At 60.6% G+C, this 17594-nt stretch carries 22 protein-coding genes; 7 read left to right on the top strand and 15 right to left on the bottom strand.

Annotated elements, in window-relative coordinates:
• Window positions 1–13: 13 nt before the first annotated feature.
• From mltC to mutY, 3 genes are all read right to left on the bottom strand, one after another.
• Window positions 14–1090: a membrane-bound lytic murein transglycosylase MltC gene (mltC, locus tag IT763_RS19775; RefSeq protein ID WP_004937402.1), complete on the bottom strand. Its 1077-nt coding sequence runs from the start codon at window positions 1088–1090 to the stop codon at window positions 14–16.
• A gap of 63 nt (window positions 1091–1153) precedes the next feature.
• On the bottom strand, window positions 1154–1426 hold the full coding sequence (locus IT763_RS19770; RefSeq protein ID WP_004937404.1) for an oxidative damage protection protein: 273 nt from the start codon (window positions 1424–1426) through the stop codon (window positions 1154–1156).
• Window positions 1423–2523: an A/G-specific adenine glycosylase gene (gene mutY / locus IT763_RS19765; protein WP_241005484.1), complete on the bottom strand. Its 1101-nt coding sequence runs from the start codon at window positions 2521–2523 to the stop codon at window positions 1423–1425. The genes IT763_RS19770 and mutY overlap by 4 nt, the downstream gene beginning before the upstream one ends.
• 177 nt (window positions 2524–2700) lie before the next feature.
• Here mutY and trmB point away from each other — a divergent pair, with 177 nt between their 5' ends.
• The 5 genes from trmB to IT763_RS19740 all read left to right on the top strand — a co-directional run bounded on the left by trmB (window position 2701) and on the right by IT763_RS19740 (window position 5977).
• Window positions 2701–3420 (top strand): tRNA (guanosine(46)-N7)-methyltransferase TrmB, encoded by a 720-nt coding sequence (gene trmB, locus IT763_RS19760; protein WP_016930097.1) that lies wholly within the window; start codon window positions 2701–2703, stop codon window positions 3418–3420.
• The gene (locus tag IT763_RS19755; RefSeq protein ID WP_049300553.1) at window positions 3420–3746 is read left to right on the top strand and encodes a YggL family protein; all 327 of its coding nucleotides are present in this window, start codon (window positions 3420–3422) and stop codon (window positions 3744–3746) included. Before trmB ends, IT763_RS19755 begins: the two co-directional genes overlap by 1 nt.
• 215 nt (window positions 3747–3961) lie before the next feature.
• Window positions 3962–4885, top strand: a complete 924-nt coding sequence (gene glsB / locus IT763_RS19750) for a glutaminase B (protein WP_004937414.1) — start codon at window positions 3962–3964, stop codon at window positions 4883–4885.
• A 30-nt stretch (window positions 4886–4915) separates the two neighbouring features.
• The gene (locus IT763_RS19745) at window positions 4916–5638 is read left to right on the top strand and encodes a DUF2884 domain-containing protein (protein WP_033639389.1); all 723 of its coding nucleotides are present in this window, start codon (window positions 4916–4918) and stop codon (window positions 5636–5638) included.
• Window positions 5639–5728: 90 nt separating this feature from the next.
• Entirely contained in the window at window positions 5729–5977 is a 249-nt protein-coding gene (locus IT763_RS19740; protein ID WP_004937422.1) for a DUF2442 domain-containing protein, read from the top strand.
• A 36-nt stretch (window positions 5978–6013) separates the two neighbouring features.
• Here IT763_RS19740 and hemW read toward each other — a convergent pair whose 3' ends face one another.
• From hemW to IT763_RS19710, 6 genes are read right to left on the bottom strand one after another with little or no spacing between them, the layout of a single operon-like run.
• Window positions 6014–7156, bottom strand: a complete 1143-nt coding sequence (gene hemW / locus IT763_RS19735) for a radical SAM family heme chaperone HemW (RefSeq protein ID WP_206194950.1) — start codon at window positions 7154–7156, stop codon at window positions 6014–6016.
• Window positions 7149–7742 (bottom strand): XTP/dITP diphosphatase, encoded by a 594-nt coding sequence (locus tag IT763_RS19730; RefSeq protein ID WP_206194949.1) that lies wholly within the window; start codon window positions 7740–7742, stop codon window positions 7149–7151. Before IT763_RS19730 ends, hemW begins: the two co-directional genes overlap by 8 nt.
• An 18-nt stretch (window positions 7743–7760) precedes the next feature.
• Window positions 7761–8051, bottom strand: coding sequence for a DUF167 family protein YggU (yggU, locus tag IT763_RS19725; protein WP_206194948.1), 291 nt, complete (start codon window positions 8049–8051; stop codon window positions 7761–7763).
• Window positions 8048–8602: a YggT family protein gene (locus IT763_RS19720; RefSeq protein ID WP_206194947.1), complete on the bottom strand. Its 555-nt coding sequence runs from the start codon at window positions 8600–8602 to the stop codon at window positions 8048–8050. Before IT763_RS19720 ends, yggU begins: the two co-directional genes overlap by 4 nt.
• Window positions 8603–8633: 31 nt before the next feature.
• Window positions 8634–9455, bottom strand: coding sequence for a pyrroline-5-carboxylate reductase (proC, locus tag IT763_RS19715; RefSeq protein WP_033639391.1), 822 nt, complete (start codon window positions 9453–9455; stop codon window positions 8634–8636).
• A 19-nt stretch (window positions 9456–9474) separates the two neighbouring features.
• Entirely contained in the window at window positions 9475–10182 is a 708-nt protein-coding gene (locus IT763_RS19710) for a YggS family pyridoxal phosphate-dependent enzyme (RefSeq protein ID WP_049300549.1), read from the bottom strand.
• A gap of 20 nt (window positions 10183–10202) precedes the next feature.
• Here IT763_RS19710 and IT763_RS19705 point away from each other — a divergent pair, with 20 nt between their 5' ends.
• Window positions 10203–11225: a type IV pilus twitching motility protein PilT gene (locus IT763_RS19705; RefSeq protein WP_049300548.1), complete on the top strand. Its 1023-nt coding sequence runs from the start codon at window positions 10203–10205 to the stop codon at window positions 11223–11225.
• On the opposite strand, the gene ruvX is transcribed toward IT763_RS19705, so the two are convergent.
• The 6 genes from ruvX to IT763_RS19675 form a co-directional block, all read right to left on the bottom strand.
• A complete protein-coding gene (gene ruvX / locus IT763_RS19700; protein WP_015379046.1) occupies window positions 11222–11644 on the bottom strand; it encodes a Holliday junction resolvase RuvX in 423 nt (140 codons plus the stop codon). The genes IT763_RS19705 and ruvX overlap by 4 nt on opposite strands.
• A complete protein-coding gene (locus tag IT763_RS19695) occupies window positions 11644–12207 on the bottom strand; it encodes a YqgE/AlgH family protein (RefSeq protein WP_033635940.1) in 564 nt (187 codons plus the stop codon). The genes ruvX and IT763_RS19695 overlap by 1 nt, the downstream gene beginning before the upstream one ends.
• A gap of 146 nt (window positions 12208–12353) precedes the next feature.
• Window positions 12354–13304 (bottom strand): glutathione synthase, encoded by a 951-nt coding sequence (gene gshB / locus IT763_RS19690; RefSeq protein ID WP_016930084.1) that lies wholly within the window; start codon window positions 13302–13304, stop codon window positions 12354–12356.
• A 10-nt stretch (window positions 13305–13314) separates the two neighbouring features.
• Complete coding sequence (gene rsmE, locus IT763_RS19685) at window positions 13315–14046, bottom strand: 16S rRNA (uracil(1498)-N(3))-methyltransferase (protein ID WP_049300547.1); 732 nt, start codon at window positions 14044–14046, stop codon at window positions 13315–13317.
• Between the two features lie 69 nt (window positions 14047–14115).
• Window positions 14116–14811 carry a deoxyribonuclease I gene (gene endA, locus IT763_RS19680; protein WP_049300546.1) on the bottom strand — a complete coding sequence of 232 codons (696 nt, stop codon included), beginning with the start codon at window positions 14809–14811 and terminating at the stop codon, window positions 14116–14118.
• 101 nt (window positions 14812–14912) lie between these two features.
• Window positions 14913–15425 carry a SprT family zinc-dependent metalloprotease gene (locus tag IT763_RS19675; RefSeq protein ID WP_016930082.1) on the bottom strand — a complete coding sequence of 171 codons (513 nt, stop codon included), beginning with the start codon at window positions 15423–15425 and terminating at the stop codon, window positions 14913–14915.
• A 372-nt stretch (window positions 15426–15797) separates the two neighbouring features.
• On the opposite strand from IT763_RS19675, the gene fumA reads away from it, so the two are divergent.
• A complete protein-coding gene (fumA, locus tag IT763_RS19670; RefSeq protein ID WP_025304241.1) occupies window positions 15798–17444 on the top strand; it encodes a class I fumarate hydratase FumA in 1647 nt (548 codons plus the stop codon).
• Window positions 17445–17594: the final 150 nt, after the last annotated feature.

Here is a 17594-nt window from a genome sequence, read left to right as displayed (position 1 = left end):
CACGCGGGAAGCGCTACTTCCTGCGGTAGCTCTTCTGCGCGGTATTCACTTTCACCAGATAGCGGCGCGACTCGGCGGCCGGGTGCTTGGTGGTCAGCGTTTGGTACACGTCGCCCGGCTGCATGCCGTTGATGATACCCACCGCGCGCGTCCTGTCGCTGGAGAACACCCGCAGCACGCTGCCGGCGCCGCCGTTGTAGGCGGTGATCACCGCATAGCGGCGCGAGGTCGGGTTCTGAATGCCGCCCAGGTAGTTGTTTTGCAGGATCGCCAGGTAGGCGGTGCCGGTGTCGATGTTGTTCTCCGGATCGAACAGGTAGCTGCGGCTCGGGGTGCCCCATTTGCCGCGCATCTGGAACACATCCTTACCGGCGGTGTGCTGCACCACCTGCATCAGGCCCAGCGCATCCGAACCGCTCACCGCATAGGGGTTGAAGCTCGATTCGGTCTGCATGATTGCCAGGATCAGCGATTCGTCCACGCCGTATTTTTCCGACGCCTTGCGCACCATCGGCAGATATTTGTGCGCACGTTTGTCCAGGTGGTTCGGCACCAGCTGGATGGTGACCGAGTAGATGACGTGCAGGCCGGAGGTGCGTTTTTGCAGCTTGGTCTGCAGCAGGTAATCGGCGAAGTGCGCCGCGCGCCATTCCCAGCGGATCGGCGCGCCTTTGTTATCCAGCACCTGGCCGTACAGGAACGGCTCTTTGCTGATCTGGATATCGTTGGCGTCGGAATAGAGATCGATGGAGCCCGGATCGTCACCCATCAGCAGCGTGCTGATGATCGCCTGGCGCAGGTGCGCGGCGGGATCGGTGGTGGCGATGGTTTCGATGGTGATGGCGCCGGTGTCGAAGTTGATGTGGCTGCGGGTTTGGTATTGGTCGGTATATTTGACGTAGTCTTTCGGCCCGGCGATCAGAACTTCGTTCAGACCCCAGATGTTCTCGATGTTGTGAGCGAATTGCCCCATCAGAATGTCGAAGCCGTTGGTGTCTTTGATCCAGGCTTCGTTGATTTCTTCACTTTTTTTGCCGGAACAGGAGATCAGCAAAGGCGCTATTACGAGCAAAGCTAAAATTTTCTTCATCTTAAAGCCGTTTGGAAGAAGTATAAGAGGATTGAAGCGGGCCAGCGCCTGGCCCCAACAGCGTTATTCGCTTGGCGGCGTATAGCCTTCGATGTGCACGTCGTGCCCTTCGAACAGGAACTTGATCATTTCCTCTTCCAGCAGTTTGCGGTCATCCACGTTCATCATGTTCAGCTTCTTCTCGTTGATCAGCATGGTCTGCTTCTTCATCCACTCGCCCCAGGCTTCCTTGGAGATCTCGTTGTAGATGCGCTTGCCGACGTCGCCGGGATAAAGCTGGAAGTCCTGGCCTTCGGCGTCGCGCTGCAGGAAAGTACAAAAAATGGTGCGGCTCATGCTAATTCCTCGTCGATGGCGCTATCGCCATATAAGTTTTGTTGGATCGGGGGCTGCTTCGCCAGCTGTTGCAACAGGCGATCCACCGGCGCTGCCAGCCCGACCGACGGCGGCTGCGCTAAGTTATACCAGAGACCCGCGCCCTCATCCATGCCGCTGCCCGCCGCGTCGAGCGACAGCCACATCGGCACGATATCGAGATGGAAATGGCTGAACGTGTGGCGAAATGCGGTCAGCTGTTCCAGGCGCTTGCCTTTCAGACCGCGCTGCTGCAGCCAGAGTTCCAAATCCACGCGCGCGCTGAACTGCGGGAAGCAGAACAGGCCGCCCCACAGGCCCACCGCCGGGCGCTGTTCCAGCCACACGCGGTCGCCGTGCTGCAGCAATAAGAAGTAGGCGGTTTTTTCCGGCAGGGTCTGTTTGGGTTTCTTGCCGGGGTAGTTGGCCCAGCTGTGGTTGGCGTAAGACAGACAGCCGACGTTGAGCGGGCAGAGTTCACACTTGGGCTTGGAACGAGTGCAGACCATGGCGCCCAGATCCATCATCGCCTGGTTGAACTGGCCGACGTCCTGCGCCGGGGTGACCTCTTCGCTGATTTTCCACAGCCGGTTTTCGACCTCTTTTTTGCCCGGCCAGCCTTCCACCGCGTAGCAGCGGGCCAGCACGCGTTTCACGTTGCCGTCGAGGATCGGATAGTGTTGGCCCAGCGCCAACGACAGCACCGCGCCGGCGGTGGAACGGCCGACGCCCGGTAAATCGGCGATTTCCGCGAAGGTTGTCGGGAACTCGCCGCCGTGCTGTGCGACAATGGTCTGCGCCGCTTTGTGCAGGTTGCGGGCGCGGGCGTAATAGCCGAGGCCGGTCCACAGATGCAGCACTTCGTCCAGCGGGGCTTCCGCCAGCGCGCGCACGTTGGGAAAACGGGCCATAAAGCGCTGAAAATAAGGAATGACGGTGGCAACCTGGGTCTGTTGCAACATCACCTCGGAGAGCCATACTTGATAGGCGGTTTTTTCCAGCTGCCACGGCAGGGTTTTGCGGCCGTAGCGCTGATACCAGTCAAGCACCACCTGTGCGAATTGTTGTGCTTGCATCATGAGCAGCGTCGTTATCCGGCAGAAAATGAAGCGAGATTGCAGCATAGAGTCATGGTGCTGTAAACCGGAACTTTCCGACGCCGCACGGCGGGTACAGAAGATGAACACTTGCTAAACCAATGTATCTTTGCATAATGCGCGTTTCCCTAATTGGCAGCCAAACAGACAGAAAGCACTATGATTAATGACGTCATCTCCCCGGAATTTGATGAGAACGGCCGCGCGATGCGCCGTATCCGCAGTTTTGTCCGCCGCCAGGGGCGGCTGACCAAAGGCCAGCAGCACGCGCTGGAGAACTATTGGCCGGTGATGGGCGTGGAGTATCAGGCTGAGGCTGTCGATCTCGCCGCGCTGTTCGGCCGCGAAGCGCCGACGGTGCTGGAGATCGGTTTTGGCATGGGCGCCTCGCTGGTGACCATGGCGGGCAATAATCCGCAGCAGAACTTTTTAGGGATCGAAGTGCACTCGCCGGGCGTGGGCGCCTGCCTGGCCGACGCCCACGAGGCGAAGCTGAGCAACCTGCGCGTGATGTGCCACGATGCGGTTGAAGTGCTGGAAAACATGATCCCGGACGGCTCGCTGGACATGGTGCAGCTGTTCTTCCCCGATCCGTGGCACAAGGCGCGCCACAATAAGCGCCGCATCGTGCAAACGCCGTTTGTCGAACTGGTGCTGCGCAAGCTGAAGACCGGCGGGGTCTTCCACATGGCCACCGATTGGCAACCTTATGCGGAACATATGTTAGAGGTTATGAACGGGGTCGCAGGCTACCGTAATCTTTCCAGCGATAATGATTATGTGCCGCGTCCGGATTCGCGCCCATTGACGAAATTTGAATTACGCGGCCAGCGCCTGGGACATGGCGTTTGGGACTTGATGTTTGAGAGGAAAGAATAATGGCTAAGAACCGCAGTCGTCGTTTACGTAAAAAGTTGCACATTGAAGAATTTCAGGAGCTGGGTTTCTCCGTAGCCTGGCGCTTCGCCGAAGGCACGTCGGTGGAAGACATCGACAGCACGCTGGATACCTTCATCGATGAAGTGATCGAGCCGAACGGCCTGGCGTTTGACGGCAGCGGCTACCTGCAGTGGGAAGGTCTGATCTGCCTGCAGAAGATCGGCCACTGCACCGACGAGCATCGCGAACTGGTGAAAAGCTGGCTGGAAGCGCGCAAACTGACCGACGTTAAGGTCAGCGATCTGTTCGATATCTGGTGGGATTGATCGCGGCTGCCCGATGAGCGCGGCTTCGCGCCGCTTATTTCCCCCTAAATAATTGGATTCGCATCACGGCGGCAAGAGGGTGATTCCCCAGGAGCTTACTTCAGTAAGTGACTGGGGTGAGCGCTCGCAGCCAACACAGATGCGGATTCAAGTATGACGGGGATGGATTTAAGGTGCCTTAACGGCGCCTTTGTTTTGCCCGGAGTGTGACCGAGGTGGTAACAACATTGGATAACGCGTTGCTGGAAGAGATCCTGCAACAGGTGCGCCCGCTGATTGGCCAGGGAAAAGTGGCCGACTACATCCCGGCGTTGGCGGAAGTGCCCGCCGATCGGCTGGCGATCGCCGTGTGTACGGTGGATGGCGAACTGTTCCAGGCCGGCGACGCCGCGGAGCGCTTCTCCATCCAGTCGATCTCCAAAGTGCTGAGCCTGACGCTGGCGCTGACGCGCTATCAGGAGCCTGAGATCTGGCGGCGCGTCGGCAAAGAGCCTTCCGGCCTGCCGTTCAATTCGCTGCTGCAGCTGGAGATGGAACAGGGCAAACCGCGCAATCCGTTTATCAACCCCGGCGCGCTGGTGGTGTGCGACATGCTGCAAACCCGGCTCAGCGCCCCCAAACAGCGCATGCTGGAGGTGGTGCGTCAGTTGGCCGGCGAAGATGACCTGGCCTATGACCTGCGGGTGGCGCGCTCCGAGTTCGAACACTCCGATCGCAATGCGGCCATCGCCTATCTGATGAAGTCGTTCGGCAACTTCGAAAACGACGTCATCACCGTGCTGCAAACCTATTTCCACTACTGCGCGCTGCGCATGAGCTGCGTGGAACTGGCGCGCAGCTTCGTCTATCTGGCCAATCACGGCCGCGATCTCAGCGGCGAGGCGGTGATCAGCCCGCTGCAGGCCCGGCAGATCAACGCCCTGATGATGACCAGCGGCATGTACGACGGCGCCGGCGAATTCGCCTATCGGGTGGGGATGCCGGGCAAGTCTGGCGTGGGCGGCGGCATCGTGGCCATCGTGCCGGACGAGCTGTCGATCGTCGTTTGGTCGCCGGAGCTGGATGCTTCCGGCAACTCGCTGGCGGGAACTGCGGCGCTGGAACTGTTGTCTCAACGTATCGGTCGTTCGATTTTTTAATCCCAGTCTGGATGGGAGTCAGGAGAAGCTATGTTGAAGAAAACCGGGTTAGCCTTACTGCTGCTGGCGGCGACTGCCGCGCAGGCCCACGCCGAGTACCAATGCAGCGTTAAACCCCAAGACGATGTGATCATCAGCCCGCAGAGCGTGCAGGTGAAAGGCGCCAGCGGCGACCTGCAAATATCGCCGGATGGCGACGTGATCCGCAACGGCCAGGCGCTGAGCCTGAACGACAGCCAGCGGCAGAAAGCCTTCAGTTACCAGAGCGCCTTGCGCAAGCAACTGCCGTGGATCGACGACGGCGCGCAGAAACACCTGGAGAAAGCCCGCGCAGCGCTGGATAAAGTGATCGTTAAAGAGCTGGGCAGCAACAGCAACGTGCGCAACCGGCTGACCACCCTGAACGGCCAACTGAAACAGCAGATGAACCGCATCATCGAGCACCGCAGCGACGGCCTGACCTTCCACCACCAGGCGATTGACCAGGTGGAACAGGATGGCCGCAACATCGTGCAGCAGAGCATGGGCGGCGTGCTGCAGGACAGCCTGAACGAAATGGGCGTCAAACAGGCCGCCAACAGCGGCGGTAACCCGCTGCAGGCGATCATGGGCAATCTGGGCGGCTTGCAGAAGGCGATCCAGAACGAATGGAACAATCAGGAGCAGGACTTCCAGAACTTCGGTCATGACGTGTGCAACCGCGTCACCGCACTGGAAACCCAGCGCAAGGATCTGCTGAAGGCGTTGAAGTAACGGATAGATATCGCATATCCATATCAGAGACGCTGAGGCGAAGCGAAATTCTGGTTGATACCTATCAGGCATTGTTTTTGGAGGCTTGGCTTGAGTATTTCGGCTAAACGCGTCAGCTTTGACGATGCGACGATGTGGGTCGAACTGAGCGACGCCCGAATTATTGGCGTGCCACTGGCCTGGTTTCCGCGTTTGTTGAATGCGACGCAAGAACAGCGGGCGGAGTATGAGCTCAGCGCTCGCGGCATCCATTGGGATGCGTTGGACGAGGATGTTTCCGTTGAGGGATTGCTGAAGGGGCGTGGCGACGTGACGCATCGCCCTCATAATGCCGCCTGAACATGAAAAAAAGCGCTGATCATTCAGCGCTTTTTTTTATTCGTCGTCCGCCAGGAACAGTTCCAGCAGCGAGTTGAGGAACAGCTTGCCCTTCTCGGTAATTTGCCAATGCTCCGCGGTTTCTTCCAGATAGCCTTTGGCCAGCGCCTCGTCCAACTGCGGGCGAATGACGCTTTCCGCCAGCCCGGTGTAGTTGACGAAGTCGGCGCGCGGCGCGGCTTCCAGCAAGCGGAAGCGGTTCATGAAGAACTCGAACGGCCGATCCGCCGCCGCCACCTCATGCTGCTTGTCCATGTAGTCGCCGCGCATAAAGCCGCGCGGGTGCTTGGTCTTGGCGGTGCGCAGGATGCGCCCGTCGCTGAAGGTCACCTTGCCGTGCGCGCCGCAGCCGATCCCCAGATAGTCGCCGAAGCGCCAGTAGTTGAGATTGTGCTGGCATTGGTAGCCCGGCTTGGCGTAGGCCGAGGTTTCATACTGCTGGTATCCGGCGGCGCTCAGCAACTGGTGGCCGCGCTCGAAGATGTCCCACAGCGCGTCGTCGTCCGGCAAAACCGGCGGGCGCGAGCTGAACAGGGTGTTCGGCTCGATGGTCAGCTGATACCACGACAGGTGCGGCGGATTGAGGGCGATCGCCTGGCGCAGATCGTCCAGCGCCTCTTCCAGCGACTGATCCGGCAGGCCGTGCATCAAATCGAGGTTGAAGCTGCGCAGGCCAAGGCCGGTCGCCAGCGTCGCCGCGAGTTTGGCTTCTTCCGGGCCGTGGATGCGCCCCAGACGGTTCAACTTCTCGGCGCTGAAGCTTTGCACCCCGATGGAGATGCGGTTGACGCCGGCGCGCTGGTAGCCGCTGAAACGATCGGCTTCCACGGTGCCGGGGTTAGCCTCCATGGTGATTTCGGCGTCGTCGGCGACGCGAATGCGCGCTCGCACCCCGTCCAGCAAGGCCTGCATCGCCTCGGCGCTCAGCAGGCTGGGGGTGCCGCCACCGATAAAGATAGTGCTGATTTCCCGGCCGCCGGCCAGCGGCAGGTCGGCATCCAGATCCGCCAACAGATGATCGACGTACTCCTGATGCGGCACGTCACCCTTCAGCGCATGGGAGTTGAAGTCACAGTACGGGCATTTCTGCACGCACCACGGGATATGGATGTAGAGACTCAGCGGGGGCAGCTTAAGCATTGCGCATGGCTTCCAACATCAGCTTCAGCGCCTTGCCGCGGTGCGAAATCGCCCGCTTCTCGTTGCGGCTTAGCTCGGCGGCGGTGCGGCCCAGCTCCGGCACGTAGAAGACAGGGTCGTAACCGAAGCCGCCTTCACCGGCGGCCTGCTCAGTGATTTCGCCGGCCCAACTGCCGTGGAACACCAGCGGCGTCGGGTCTGCCGCATGGCGCAGATAGACCAGCACGCAATGGAATTGCGCGCCGCGCCGGCCCGGCGCCACGTCTTTCAACGCCGCCAGCAGCTTGTCGAGGTTTTGCCGATCGTCGGCATCTTCGCCGGCGTAGCGCGCGGAGTAGATGCCCGGCGCGCCGCCCAGCGCATCCACTGCCAGACCGGAGTCGTCGGCGATCGCCGGCAGGCCGGTGACCGGTGCCGCATGGCGCGCTTTCAGGATGGCGTTTTCGATAAACGTCAGGCCAGTTTCTTCGGCGGATTCCACGCCCAGATCGGTTTGCGCGACCACGTCCAGGCCGAAATCGGCCAACAGGTCGGCGAGTTCGCGCACTTTGCCCGGGTTACCGGTGGCAAGAACGACTTTTTGCATAAGTGACTACCTTGAAAATTATTCGATGAGCGCCGCGACCACGGCGGGGATCTGTTGCGGATTCACGATGCGTAACTGTTTATGCCGCCCCAGTTCGCCTTTCTCGATGGTGACGTTGCTTTTCGCCACTTTGAACTGCTTGGCGATAAACTTGATCAGATGGACGTTGGCTTGGCCGTCGACCGGCGGGGCGGTGATGGCGACTTTTAGTTCGTCGCCATGCAAGCCGATAATTTGGTCGCGGCTGGCTTTCGGCTGAATATATAGCCTGATCGTCAGCCCGTCCAGCTCCGGAGTGACCGCACTCACAGCAGGAACCAGATCTCGCCGAACAGATCCATGCCCAGGTAGTTGATCAGATAGAGGATCAGGATCACTACCATGGCGGAAAAATCGATGCCCCCCATCGCCGGGATGATGCGACGGATCGGCGCCATCAAGGGTTCGGTCAGTTGGTACATCACGTAGTCGATCGGGCTGCGGCCCTGGCTGATCCAGCTCATCAGCGCACGAATGATCATCACCCAGAAGATCAGGTAGCCGGCGGACTTCACCAGCGAGATCAGGCCGAACAGCAGGTTATACGGGCTGAGCGACATCGCGCCGCCCTGAATCAGCAGCAGCAGCGGGTACTTGATGGTCATCAGCAGGAACGCCAGCAGCAGCGAAGCGCTGTCGATGGGCCCCAGTGACGGGATGATGCGGCGCAGTGGGCCGACCACCGGCTGGGGGATATTCACCACAAACTGTGAGAACGGGTTGTAAAAATCGGTGCGCGCCCACTGCATCCAAATGCGCAGCAACAGCACCATCACGTACAGATCAATAACGGTCTTGACCAGGAAAGTCAGCGTTAGCATGAAGTGGTCCTTCTCCTTAACTCGCGGTTATTTAAAATAATTTTTCCATCTCTTGGGCGCGGGAAACGGCGGCCTGCATCGCTTGCCCCACGGTTTCCGGCAGTTGGCGTTCGTTGAACACCCGCAGCGCTTCGGCGGTGGTGCCGCCTTTGGAGGTCACCTGTTCGCGCAGCGTGCCCAGCGGCGTATCCGGGTTGGCTTCCACCAATGCGGCGGCGCCGGAAGCGGCCTGTTGTACCAGATCGCGCGCGGTCTGGCTGTCGAAGCCCATGCGCTCGGCCTCTTTTTGCATCGCCTCCATAAACAGGAAGAAATAGGCCGGGGCGCTGCCCGCGGCGGCGATCACGCCGTTGATGCCATTTTCGTCATCGACCCAGCAAACTTTACCGACCGACGCCATTAAATCGCCGGTGTAATCGCGATCCCGCTGGCTGACCTGCGCCGGCGCGTACAGCCCGCTCATGCCCTTGCCGACCAGCGACGGAGTGTTGGGCATGATGCGCACGATGTCCAGCTTGTCGCCGAGCAGCTGATAGAAACGGCTGACCTGAATGCCGGCGGCGATCGACAGCACCAGCTTGCCGCTGAAATCGACCTGCTCGCGCAGCGGCTGGCAAACGTCGGCCATCAGCTGCGGTTTGACCGCCAGCACCACCACCTCGGCCTCGCGCGCGCAGGCGACGTTGTCGCCGCTGCTGACGATGCCGTAGTCCGCCGCCAGTGCGTCACGGTTTTTCGCCGAGGGGGCGCAGACGCTGATGGATTTGGCTGGATAGCCGCCCGCCACCAGGCCGGCGATGATTGCACGCGCCATGTTGCCGGCGCCGATAAAGGTAATCTTGCGATGTTGCATCAAATCCCTCGTCTGTGTGTCAGGCCTGCGAGTAGTCGCGGGCGCCAAAAATTGCGGTGCCGATGCGCACCAGGGTGCTGCCTGCGGCGATCGCCGCCGCCATATCGTCCGTCATGCCCATCGACAGCGTATCGGCCTGCGGATAACGCTGGCGCAGGGCGAGAAAGGCGTCGTTCATCCGGCTGAATACCGCCAACTGCCGCTGATAATCCGCTTCCGGCGCCGGGATGGCCATCAGGCCGCGCAGCGTCAGGTTCGGCAGCGCGACGATCGCGTCGGCCAACGCCGGCAGCTCGGCCAACGCAATGCCGGATTTGCTTTGCTCGTCGCTGATGTTGATTTGAATCAGCACGTTGAGCGGCGGCATGTCGGCCGGGCGCTGATCGCTCAGGCGCTGGGCGATGCGCAGCCGATCCACGGTATGACACCAGGCGAAATGTTCCGCCACCAGCCGACTCTTATTGGATTGCAGCGGGCCGATAAAGTGCCACACCAACTCATCGCCCTGCGGCGACTCGGCGAAATGCCGGATCTTGTCTACCCCTTCCTGCACGTAGTTCTCGCCGAAGGCGCGCTGGCCGGCGGCGATGGCTTCTTCGATCGCCGCCACAGGTTTGGTTTTGCTGACTGCAAGCAGAGCAACTTCTTCCGGCGCCCGCGCGCAATTTCGCGCGGCGGCCGCGATGCGGTTTCTGACATCCTGCAGGTTCTGTTGGATAGTGCTCATTATTGACCCGGGAGAGTGATATGGATATCGATGAATTCGTGGCCCTTAGTGTAAAGCATAATGCTTCCGATCTGCACCTTTGTGCCGGTCATCCGCCGATGTTGCGCATCGACGGTGAACTGCAGCCGCTGGCGGCGGCGCCAACGCTGACGGCGCAAGGCGTGCAGGCCCTCTGCGACGGATTGCTGAATGCGCAGCAGCGCGAGAGCCTGCGGCGGCTGGGGCAGGTCGATCTGGCGTTGCACAGGCCGGGCGGGGAGCGGCTGCGGGCCAACGTTTTTCAACAAAGCGCGGGGATTTCTCTCGCGTTGCGGCGTATCGCCGCGCAATCGCCTTCGCTTGCCGAGCTGGCGGCGCCGGCCATTGTCCCGGCGTTGCTGCGGCGCGACGACGGGCTTATCCTGGTCACCGGCGCCACCGGCAGCGGCAAGTCCACCACGTTGGCGGCGATGATCGACGAGATCAACCGGCACCAGCAGCGGCACGTTTTGACGCTGGAGGATCCGATCGAGTTCCTGCACCGCAGCCGGCGATCGCTGATCCAGCAGCGGGAGATCGGCCGCGACAGCCACAGCTTCGATGCGGCGTTGCGCGCCGCGCTGCGCGAAGATCCGGATGTGATCCTGCTGGGCGAGCTGCGCGATACCGCCACCATCCGGCTGGCGCTCACTGCGGCGGAGACCGGCCACCTGGTGCTGGCGACGCTGCATACCCGCAGCGCGCCGCAGGCGGTAGAACGGTTGGTGGACGTGTTTCCGGCGGAAGAGAAACCCTATGTGCGCGCCCAGCTGGCGGGCAGCCTGCAGGCGGTGATCGCGCAAAAGCTGATGAGGCGCCCCGGCGGCGGACGCGTGGCGATCTTTGAAGTGCTGACGGCGACGGCGGCGGTCAGCAACCTGATCCGTGAAGGGAAAACGCATCAGTTGGCGAGCGTGTTGCAAACCGGCGCGCAGTCCGGCATGCAAACCTTTGAGCAAGGTTTGCAGCAGCGGATCGACGCCGGTGTGTTGGGGGACTGCGCGGGGGAGGGAACGGGCGTTTAGCCCAGCTGCCGTTCGAACCAGCTTTCGAGGATAACCACCGCCGAGGCGGAATCCACGCTGCCTTTATCGAGCGCGCGGAAGCCGCCGCGATCGAACAGGTTGGCGCGCGCCTCCACGGTGCTCAGACGCTCGTCATGCAGATCGATCTGGATGCCGAAGCGGCCGTGCAGGCGGTTGGCGAACTTGCGCGCCTGGGCGGTAACGGGTTGTTCGGTGCCGTCCATGTTCAGCGGCAGGCCGACCACCACCAAATCCGGTTGCCACTCCTTCAGCAGCTTTTCGATTTTCAGCCAGTCCGGCGAGCCGTCCTGCGCTTTGAAAGCCGGCAAGGCGCGGGCGCTGCCGGTCAACTCCTGGCCGACGGCCGCGCCGATGCTTTTGGTGCCGAAGTCGAAGGCGATAATGGTGCGGTTGCTCATCAGGCATGTCCTGCGTGGTTGGCGATGCTGCGAATGTCGATACCCAAAAGGTTCCCCGCCTCGCGCCAGCGGCTGGCGATCGGCGTGCGGAACAAAATGTCGGTGTTGGCTTCGATGGTCAGCCAGGCGTTTTCCAATACTTCCTGCTCCAACTGGCCCTTTTCCCAACCCGCATAACCCAGTGCCACCAGCACGTCGTCCGGTTGCTCTGGCGTGCCGAGCGTTTCCAGCACGTCTTTCGAGGTGGTGATCATGGTGTTGGGCGAAATTTGAATGCTGGCGCCGAAGCCGTGGCGCGGCGTATGCAGGATAAACCCGCGATCGTCCGCCAGGGGGCCGCCGGCGAACACCGGCTTGTCCAGGCTGATGGCCGGATCGCGCGCAGGCGGCATGATCTTCAGCTTGCTCAGCACCGTGGCTACCGTGAACTGCTCCACCGGTTTATTGATCACCAAACCCATGGCGCCTTCTTCGTTATGCTCGCAGACGTAAATCACCGAGCGTTTGAAGCGAGGATCCTGCAGCGTTGGCATGGCGATCAGAAAATGGTGCTGTAAATTCATGGCGTTAGTATAAGGTAATCAATGGGTGAGAAAATAAACAGCCGCCAGTATGCGGCTATACCCGCCGCCTTTCAAGCCGTTGCCGAAAGGCGCGCTTTGGCGGGCGCGATACGGGATAGCGGGCGGCATACCGCCCGCATGACGCATTACTTCGCCGCCAGGCGCTTTTCAATCGCGTCCATCAGCATGCCGGTAATCGAAATCGGGAATGCCGCCTCAATCTCGCGTGCGCAGGTTGGGCTGGTCACGTTGATCTCGGTCAGGCGATCGCCGATCACGTCCAGGCCGACGAAGATCAGCCCTTTCTCTTTCAGCGTCGGGGCGACGGCGCGGGCGATTTTCCAGTCGCTTTCGCTCAGCGGGCGCGCTTCGCCGCGGCCGCCGGCCGCCAGGTTGCCGCGGGTCTCGCCCTGCGCCGGAATGCGCGCCAGGCAGTAAGGCACCGGCTCGCCGTCCACCACCAGGATGCGTTTGTCGCCGTCCTTGATCGCCGGCAGGAAGTTCTGCGCCATGCAGAAACGGCTGCCGTGTTCGGTCAGGGTTTCGATGATCACCGACAGGTTAGGATCGTCCTGCTTCACGCGGAAGATAGACGCGCCGCCCATGCCGTCCAGCGGTTTCAGGATGATGTCGCCGTGCTGCTGGTGGAATTTGCGGATGTGCGCGGCGCTGCGGCTGACCAGCGTATCCGGCGTCAGTTCCGAGAACCAGGCGGTGAACAGCTTCTCGTTGCAGTCGCGCAGACTTTGCGGCTTGTTGACCACCAGCGTGCCTTTAACTTCGGCGCGTTCCAGAATGTAGGTCGCATAGATGTATTCGGTATCGAACGGCGGATCCTTGCGCATCAGGATCACGTCCAGTTCGTGCAGCGCCAGATCCTGCTCGGCGCCGAAGCTGAACCAGCTCTCCTTGTCTTCCTTCACGCTCAGCAGGCGGGTGCGCGCGCGCCCGTCACCGGCGTGCAGATAGAGATCGTTCATCTCCATGTAGTGCAATTCGTAACCGCGGCGCTGCGCTTCGAGCAGCATGGCGAAGCTGGTGTCTTTCTTGATGTTGATGGAATCGATAGGATCCATCACGATGCCGAGCTTAATCATCTTTTCTCCTTTAACCCAGGTCGCCGAAGCGGACCTGCAGAGCGGTAATGGCGGTGAGCGCTGTGGTTTCGGTACGCAGAACGCGTGGTCCCAGCAGAATATCAGTAAATCCGTGGTCGGTGGTCATGGCGATTTCGTCGGCGGACAAACCGCCTTCCGGGCCGATCAGCAGGCGAACATGATCCACCGGCTGCGGCAGCGTGTTGATGCTGTGGCTGGCGCGCGGGTGCAGGTTGAGTTTCAGGCTGCCGTCCTGCTCGGCGCACCAGGCTTCCAGCGACATCGCCTCGCGGATTTCGGGAATGCGGTTGCGGCCGCACTGTTCGCAGGCGGCGATGGCAATCTTTTGCCATTGCTGGATTTTCTTCGCCAGACGCTCGCCGTCCAACTTCACGCCGCAGCGCTCGGAAAACAGCGGGGTGATGACGTTGACGCCCAGCTCGATGGATTTCTGGATGGTGAACTCCATCTTCTCGCCGCGCGAGATCACCTGGCCCAGGTGCAGGTTGAGCGGCGATTCGATGTCATCCACGCGGCCGTCGCCGAGGCGCACCAGCACGCTCTTTTTGTCCACCCGGACTATCTCGGCGTCGAACACCTGGTTGCTGCCGTCGAACAGCTGCAGCGCCTGGCCGGCGCTCATGCGCAGCACGCGCCCGACGTGGTTGGCGGCGTCCTCGCTGAGGGCGATCTCCGCCCGGTCGGTCAACGGCTGCGGATGGTAAATGCGGGGTATGCGCATGGGTAGTCTGATCCTGACGAAACGGCGCCGCGGGTTGGCGGCGCCATGAAAGATAAAGGCTATAGTAGGTTAGCTTTTCCGCTGCTGACAAGCCTGTTGAATATAGGGGTTGTGGTTGCCCTGCACCTTGGCGATACGTGCTTCGCGCTGACATTCCCATTGGCTCACCGGATATTGCCGGTTCCACACCTCGAACAGCCGGGTTTGCTGGCGTGACAGCCGCAGCTGGTAGCGATCGCGCATGTAGAAGTAGGTGCGGGCAATGGCGCCGCGCGCGCGGGCGGGCGGCTCCGCCTGTTTATTCTTGAAATCCACCTTCATCGGGCATTGCCCGTACTGGCCCGCGCCGCCGTTCCATTGGCTGTACATGAAGTTGTTGCGGTCGCCGTTCACTTCGCCGATCGCCGGCTGCAGGTTGTGCAGATCGGTTTCTATCTGGCGATAGGTGGCGTCTTTGTTGCAGTTCTTGCGCCCGCCGTCCTGCCAGCACTGCAGCTGGTGGCCGAACTGCCAGGCCGGCACCACGTGTTCCCACTCGATACGCTGCGCGCGTTGGGCGTTTTTACGCACCTGATAGCCGCAGCCGGCGAGATCTGGGATGCCCTTCTTGCCTTGCCAGTCGATGCGGCAGCCGCAGTAAAAACTGCCCGGCGCATCCTGGTTAATCTTGGCCGCCGCCGCCTTGGCCTGAGAAAAATTATTGATGCCGTGCGCCTGTACGGCGCCTGCGGCGAAAACCGCCATAAACAAAATTCTGCGAAGCATATTCCAAAACAGCTCAAAATTGGAAAAGCAGGCAGGGTAACGGAACTTGCCGGCAGTGGCAAATGGCGATATTTGCTTGTTTTAACGTATAAATCGTTTAACTAAAGGTTCTCGCTAGCAAGAAATTTCAGTTTTTCGCCGCACCGGCGGCAGCGGTATTCGCTTTCGCCGCGCAGCACGCGGTTATGGCGGCGAATGGTGAGCTGGTGCTGTCCGCAGCCGCAGCGGTAGGGGAAGGTTTTGCTTTGCACCGAGGCGGTTTCGAAACGGTGAGTGCGGCTGGCGGGGGTCAGCAGTACGCTTTCCATCATCCAGCGCCATTCGCGGCCGTGCGGCGCCACCCGGCCGAATTGGCGAAACACCAGCAGGTGCGCCAGCTCGTGCGGCACCACTTCATCGATAAACGGCTGTTGGTTTTCCAGCAGCAGCACCGGGTTCAGACGGATTTCCCAGCTTTGCAGCCAGGCGGTGCCCGCGCTGGTGCCGCGTTGCTGATAGACGATGCTGGGTTCGGGGAACTCGACGGCAAAATGCCGGCGTGCCAACTGCAGCTTTTCTCGCAGGCAGCGCATCACCGCTTGTTGCAGCGCGATGGGGATTCTCGGTTTGTTCATTGCGGCCTAGCTTAAGCAATGGCGCGGCGGCTGACAATATGCCCCGGCCTAAATCCGCATCCGACGCTTTCTTGGCGCTGTGCGCCGGTTTTTCGCCACATTGATAAGACGATCGCCGTCGATGGATTGTAATCAATGTGTTAACTGCGGGATAATAAAGCGTGCATGATGAGCCTGTACCCGCAGTTCTCACCGGACAAGGTTGAAACGCCGCCTGTGGTAATCCCTTACGCAAAGAGCGGTTATTTTGCGATTTGGCGCAATAACTGACTGATTAAAAATACGTAAGGTGGAGGCAGTTTTTTGACAAGGCGCCGCCTCGCGCGCCGCAAGTGTGAATTTAACGCAGCTGATGTTGCAAGTGAGAGATCAATGTCGAATAAACCGTTCCACTATCAAGATCCGTTCCCGCTGAAGAAAGACGATACCGAATATTATCTGCTGAGCCGCGACCACGTTTCCGTGAGCGAGTTTGAAGGCCAGGAAATACTGAAAGTTGCCCCTGAAGCGTTAACCCTGCTTGCCCAGCATGCGTTCCACGACGCCTCGTTCATGCTGCGCCCGGCGCACCAACAGCAGGTGGCCGATATCCTCGACGATCCGGACGCCAGCGAAAACGACAAGTACGTTGCGCTGCAATTTCTGCGTAACTCAGAAATCGCCGCCAAGGGTATTTTACCGACCTGCCAGGACACCGGCACGGCGATCATCGTCGGCAAAAAGGGCCAGCGCGTCTGGACCGGCGGCGGCGATGAAGAAGCGCTGTCGCGTGGGGTCTACAACACCTACATCGAAGAGAACCTGCGCTATTCGCAGAACGCCGCGCTGGATATGTATAAAGAGGTCAATACCGGCAGCAACCTGCCGGCGCAGATCGATCTCTACAGCGTGGACGGCGAAGAGTACAAATTCCTTTGCATCGCCAAGGGCGGCGGCTCCGCCAACAAAACCTATCTGTACCAGGAAACCAAGGCGCTGCTGTCGCCGGGCAAACTGAAAAACTACCTGGTCGACAAGATGCGCACGTTGGGCACCGCGGCTTGCCCGCCGTACCACGTGGCGTTCGTCATCGGCGGCACCTCGGCGGAAGCGACGCTGAAAACCGTCAAGCTGGCCTCGACCAAGTATTACGATGGCCTGCCGACCGAAGGCAACGAGCATGGCCAGGCGTTCCGCGATCTGGAACTCGAAGCGGAATTGCTGCAAGAAGCGCAAAACCTGGGGCTGGGCGCGCAATTCGGCGGCAAATACTTCGCGCACGATATCCGCGTGGTGCGCCTGCCGCGCCACGGCGCCTCCTGCCCGGTCGGTATGGGCGTCTCCTGCTCGGCGGATCGCAACATCAAAGGCAAGATCAACCGCGATGGCATCTGGCTGGAAAAACTGGAGCACAATCCGGGTAAATTCATTCCTCAGGAGCTGCGCCAGGCCGGGGAGGGCGAAGCGATCAAGGTCGATCTCAACCGCCCGATGGCCGAGATCCTCAAACAGTTGTCGCAGTATCCGGTTTCCACCCGCCTGTCGCTGAGCGGCACCATCATCGTCGGCCGCGATATCGCGCACGCCAAGCTGAAAGAGCGTCTGGATCGCGGTGAAGGCCTGCCGCAGTACGTCAAGGATCACCCGATTTACTACGCCGGCCCGGCCAAAACGCCGGAAGGCTACGCGTCCGGTTCCTTGGGGCCGACCACCGCCGGACGTATGGATTCCTACGTCGATCTGCTGCAATCTCACGGCGGCAGCATGATCATGCTGGCGAAAGGCAACCGCAGCCAGCAGGTGACGGATGCCTGCCACAAGCACGGCGGCTTCTACCTCGGCAGTATCGGCGGCCCGGCGGCGGTGCTGGCGCAGCAGAGCATCAAGAGCCTGGAGTGCGTGGAGTACCCTGAGCTGGGCATGGAAGCGATCTGGAAAATTGAAGTGGAAGATTTCCCGGCGTTTATCCTGGTGGATGACAAAGGCAATGACTTCTTCCAGAAGATCCAGGCCGGGCAGTGCTCCAGCTGTCTGAAATAATCGCTGCCCCCTCCACCGCCCGCGGGCGGTGGAGGGGATTGTGTAAAGTCCTGTAGCTTGCTGGACGTCGAGTTTTAACCTGTATACCCTACGCGAATAGCACTAAAATTCGACTAATGGAATATCGGCAACATAAGGTTCGGCAAGCAC

It is taken from the genome of Serratia sp. CMO1 (assembly GCF_015689115.1).
In the GTDB taxonomy this organism is placed as follows: Bacteria; Pseudomonadota; Gammaproteobacteria; order Enterobacterales; family Enterobacteriaceae; genus Serratia; species Serratia marcescens.
Note: the sequence above shows the minus strand (reverse complement) of the source record. Positions and strands in the feature narration are given on the sequence as shown.

Coding starts and splice junctions, on each gene's coding strand:
- mltC (WP_004937402.1), bottom strand. CDS start 1,090: ATGAAGAAAATTTTAGCTTTGCTCGTAATAGCGCCTTTGCTGATCTCC.
- IT763_RS19770 (WP_004937404.1), bottom strand. CDS start 1,426: ATGAGCCGCACCATTTTTTGTACTTTCCTGCAGCGCGACGCCGAAGGC.
- mutY (WP_241005484.1), bottom strand. CDS start 2,523: ATGATGCAAGCACAACAATTCGCACAGGTGGTGCTTGACTGGTATCAG.
- trmB (WP_016930097.1), top strand. CDS start 2,701: ATGATTAATGACGTCATCTCCCCGGAATTTGATGAGAACGGCCGCGCG.
- IT763_RS19755 (WP_049300553.1), top strand. CDS start 3,420: ATGGCTAAGAACCGCAGTCGTCGTTTACGTAAAAAGTTGCACATTGAA.
- IT763_RS19745 (WP_033639389.1), top strand. CDS start 4,916: ATGTTGAAGAAAACCGGGTTAGCCTTACTGCTGCTGGCGGCGACTGCC.
- hemW (WP_206194950.1), bottom strand. CDS start 7,156: ATGCTTAAGCTGCCCCCGCTGAGTCTCTACATCCATATCCCGTGGTGC.
- IT763_RS19730 (WP_206194949.1), bottom strand. CDS start 7,742: ATGCAAAAAGTCGTTCTTGCCACCGGTAACCCGGGCAAAGTGCGCGAA.
- IT763_RS19720 (WP_206194947.1), bottom strand. CDS start 8,602: ATGCTAACGCTGACTTTCCTGGTCAAGACCGTTATTGATCTGTACGTG.
- proC (WP_033639391.1), bottom strand. CDS start 9,455: ATGCAACATCGCAAGATTACCTTTATCGGCGCCGGCAACATGGCGCGT.
- IT763_RS19710 (WP_049300549.1), bottom strand. CDS start 10,182: ATGAGCACTATCCAACAGAACCTGCAGGATGTCAGAAACCGCATCGCG.
- IT763_RS19705 (WP_049300548.1), top strand. CDS start 10,203: ATGGATATCGATGAATTCGTGGCCCTTAGTGTAAAGCATAATGCTTCC.
- ruvX (WP_015379046.1), bottom strand. CDS start 11,644: ATGAGCAACCGCACCATTATCGCCTTCGACTTCGGCACCAAAAGCATC.
- IT763_RS19695 (WP_033635940.1), bottom strand. CDS start 12,207: ATGAATTTACAGCACCATTTTCTGATCGCCATGCCAACGCTGCAGGAT.
- gshB (WP_016930084.1), bottom strand. CDS start 13,304: ATGATTAAGCTCGGCATCGTGATGGATCCTATCGATTCCATCAACATC.
- rsmE (WP_049300547.1), bottom strand. CDS start 14,046: ATGCGCATACCCCGCATTTACCATCCGCAGCCGTTGACCGACCGGGCG.
- endA (WP_049300546.1), bottom strand. CDS start 14,811: ATGCTTCGCAGAATTTTGTTTATGGCGGTTTTCGCCGCAGGCGCCGTA.
- IT763_RS19675 (WP_016930082.1), bottom strand. CDS start 15,425: ATGAACAAACCGAGAATCCCCATCGCGCTGCAACAAGCGGTGATGCGC.
- fumA (WP_025304241.1), top strand. CDS start 15,798: ATGTCGAATAAACCGTTCCACTATCAAGATCCGTTCCCGCTGAAGAAA.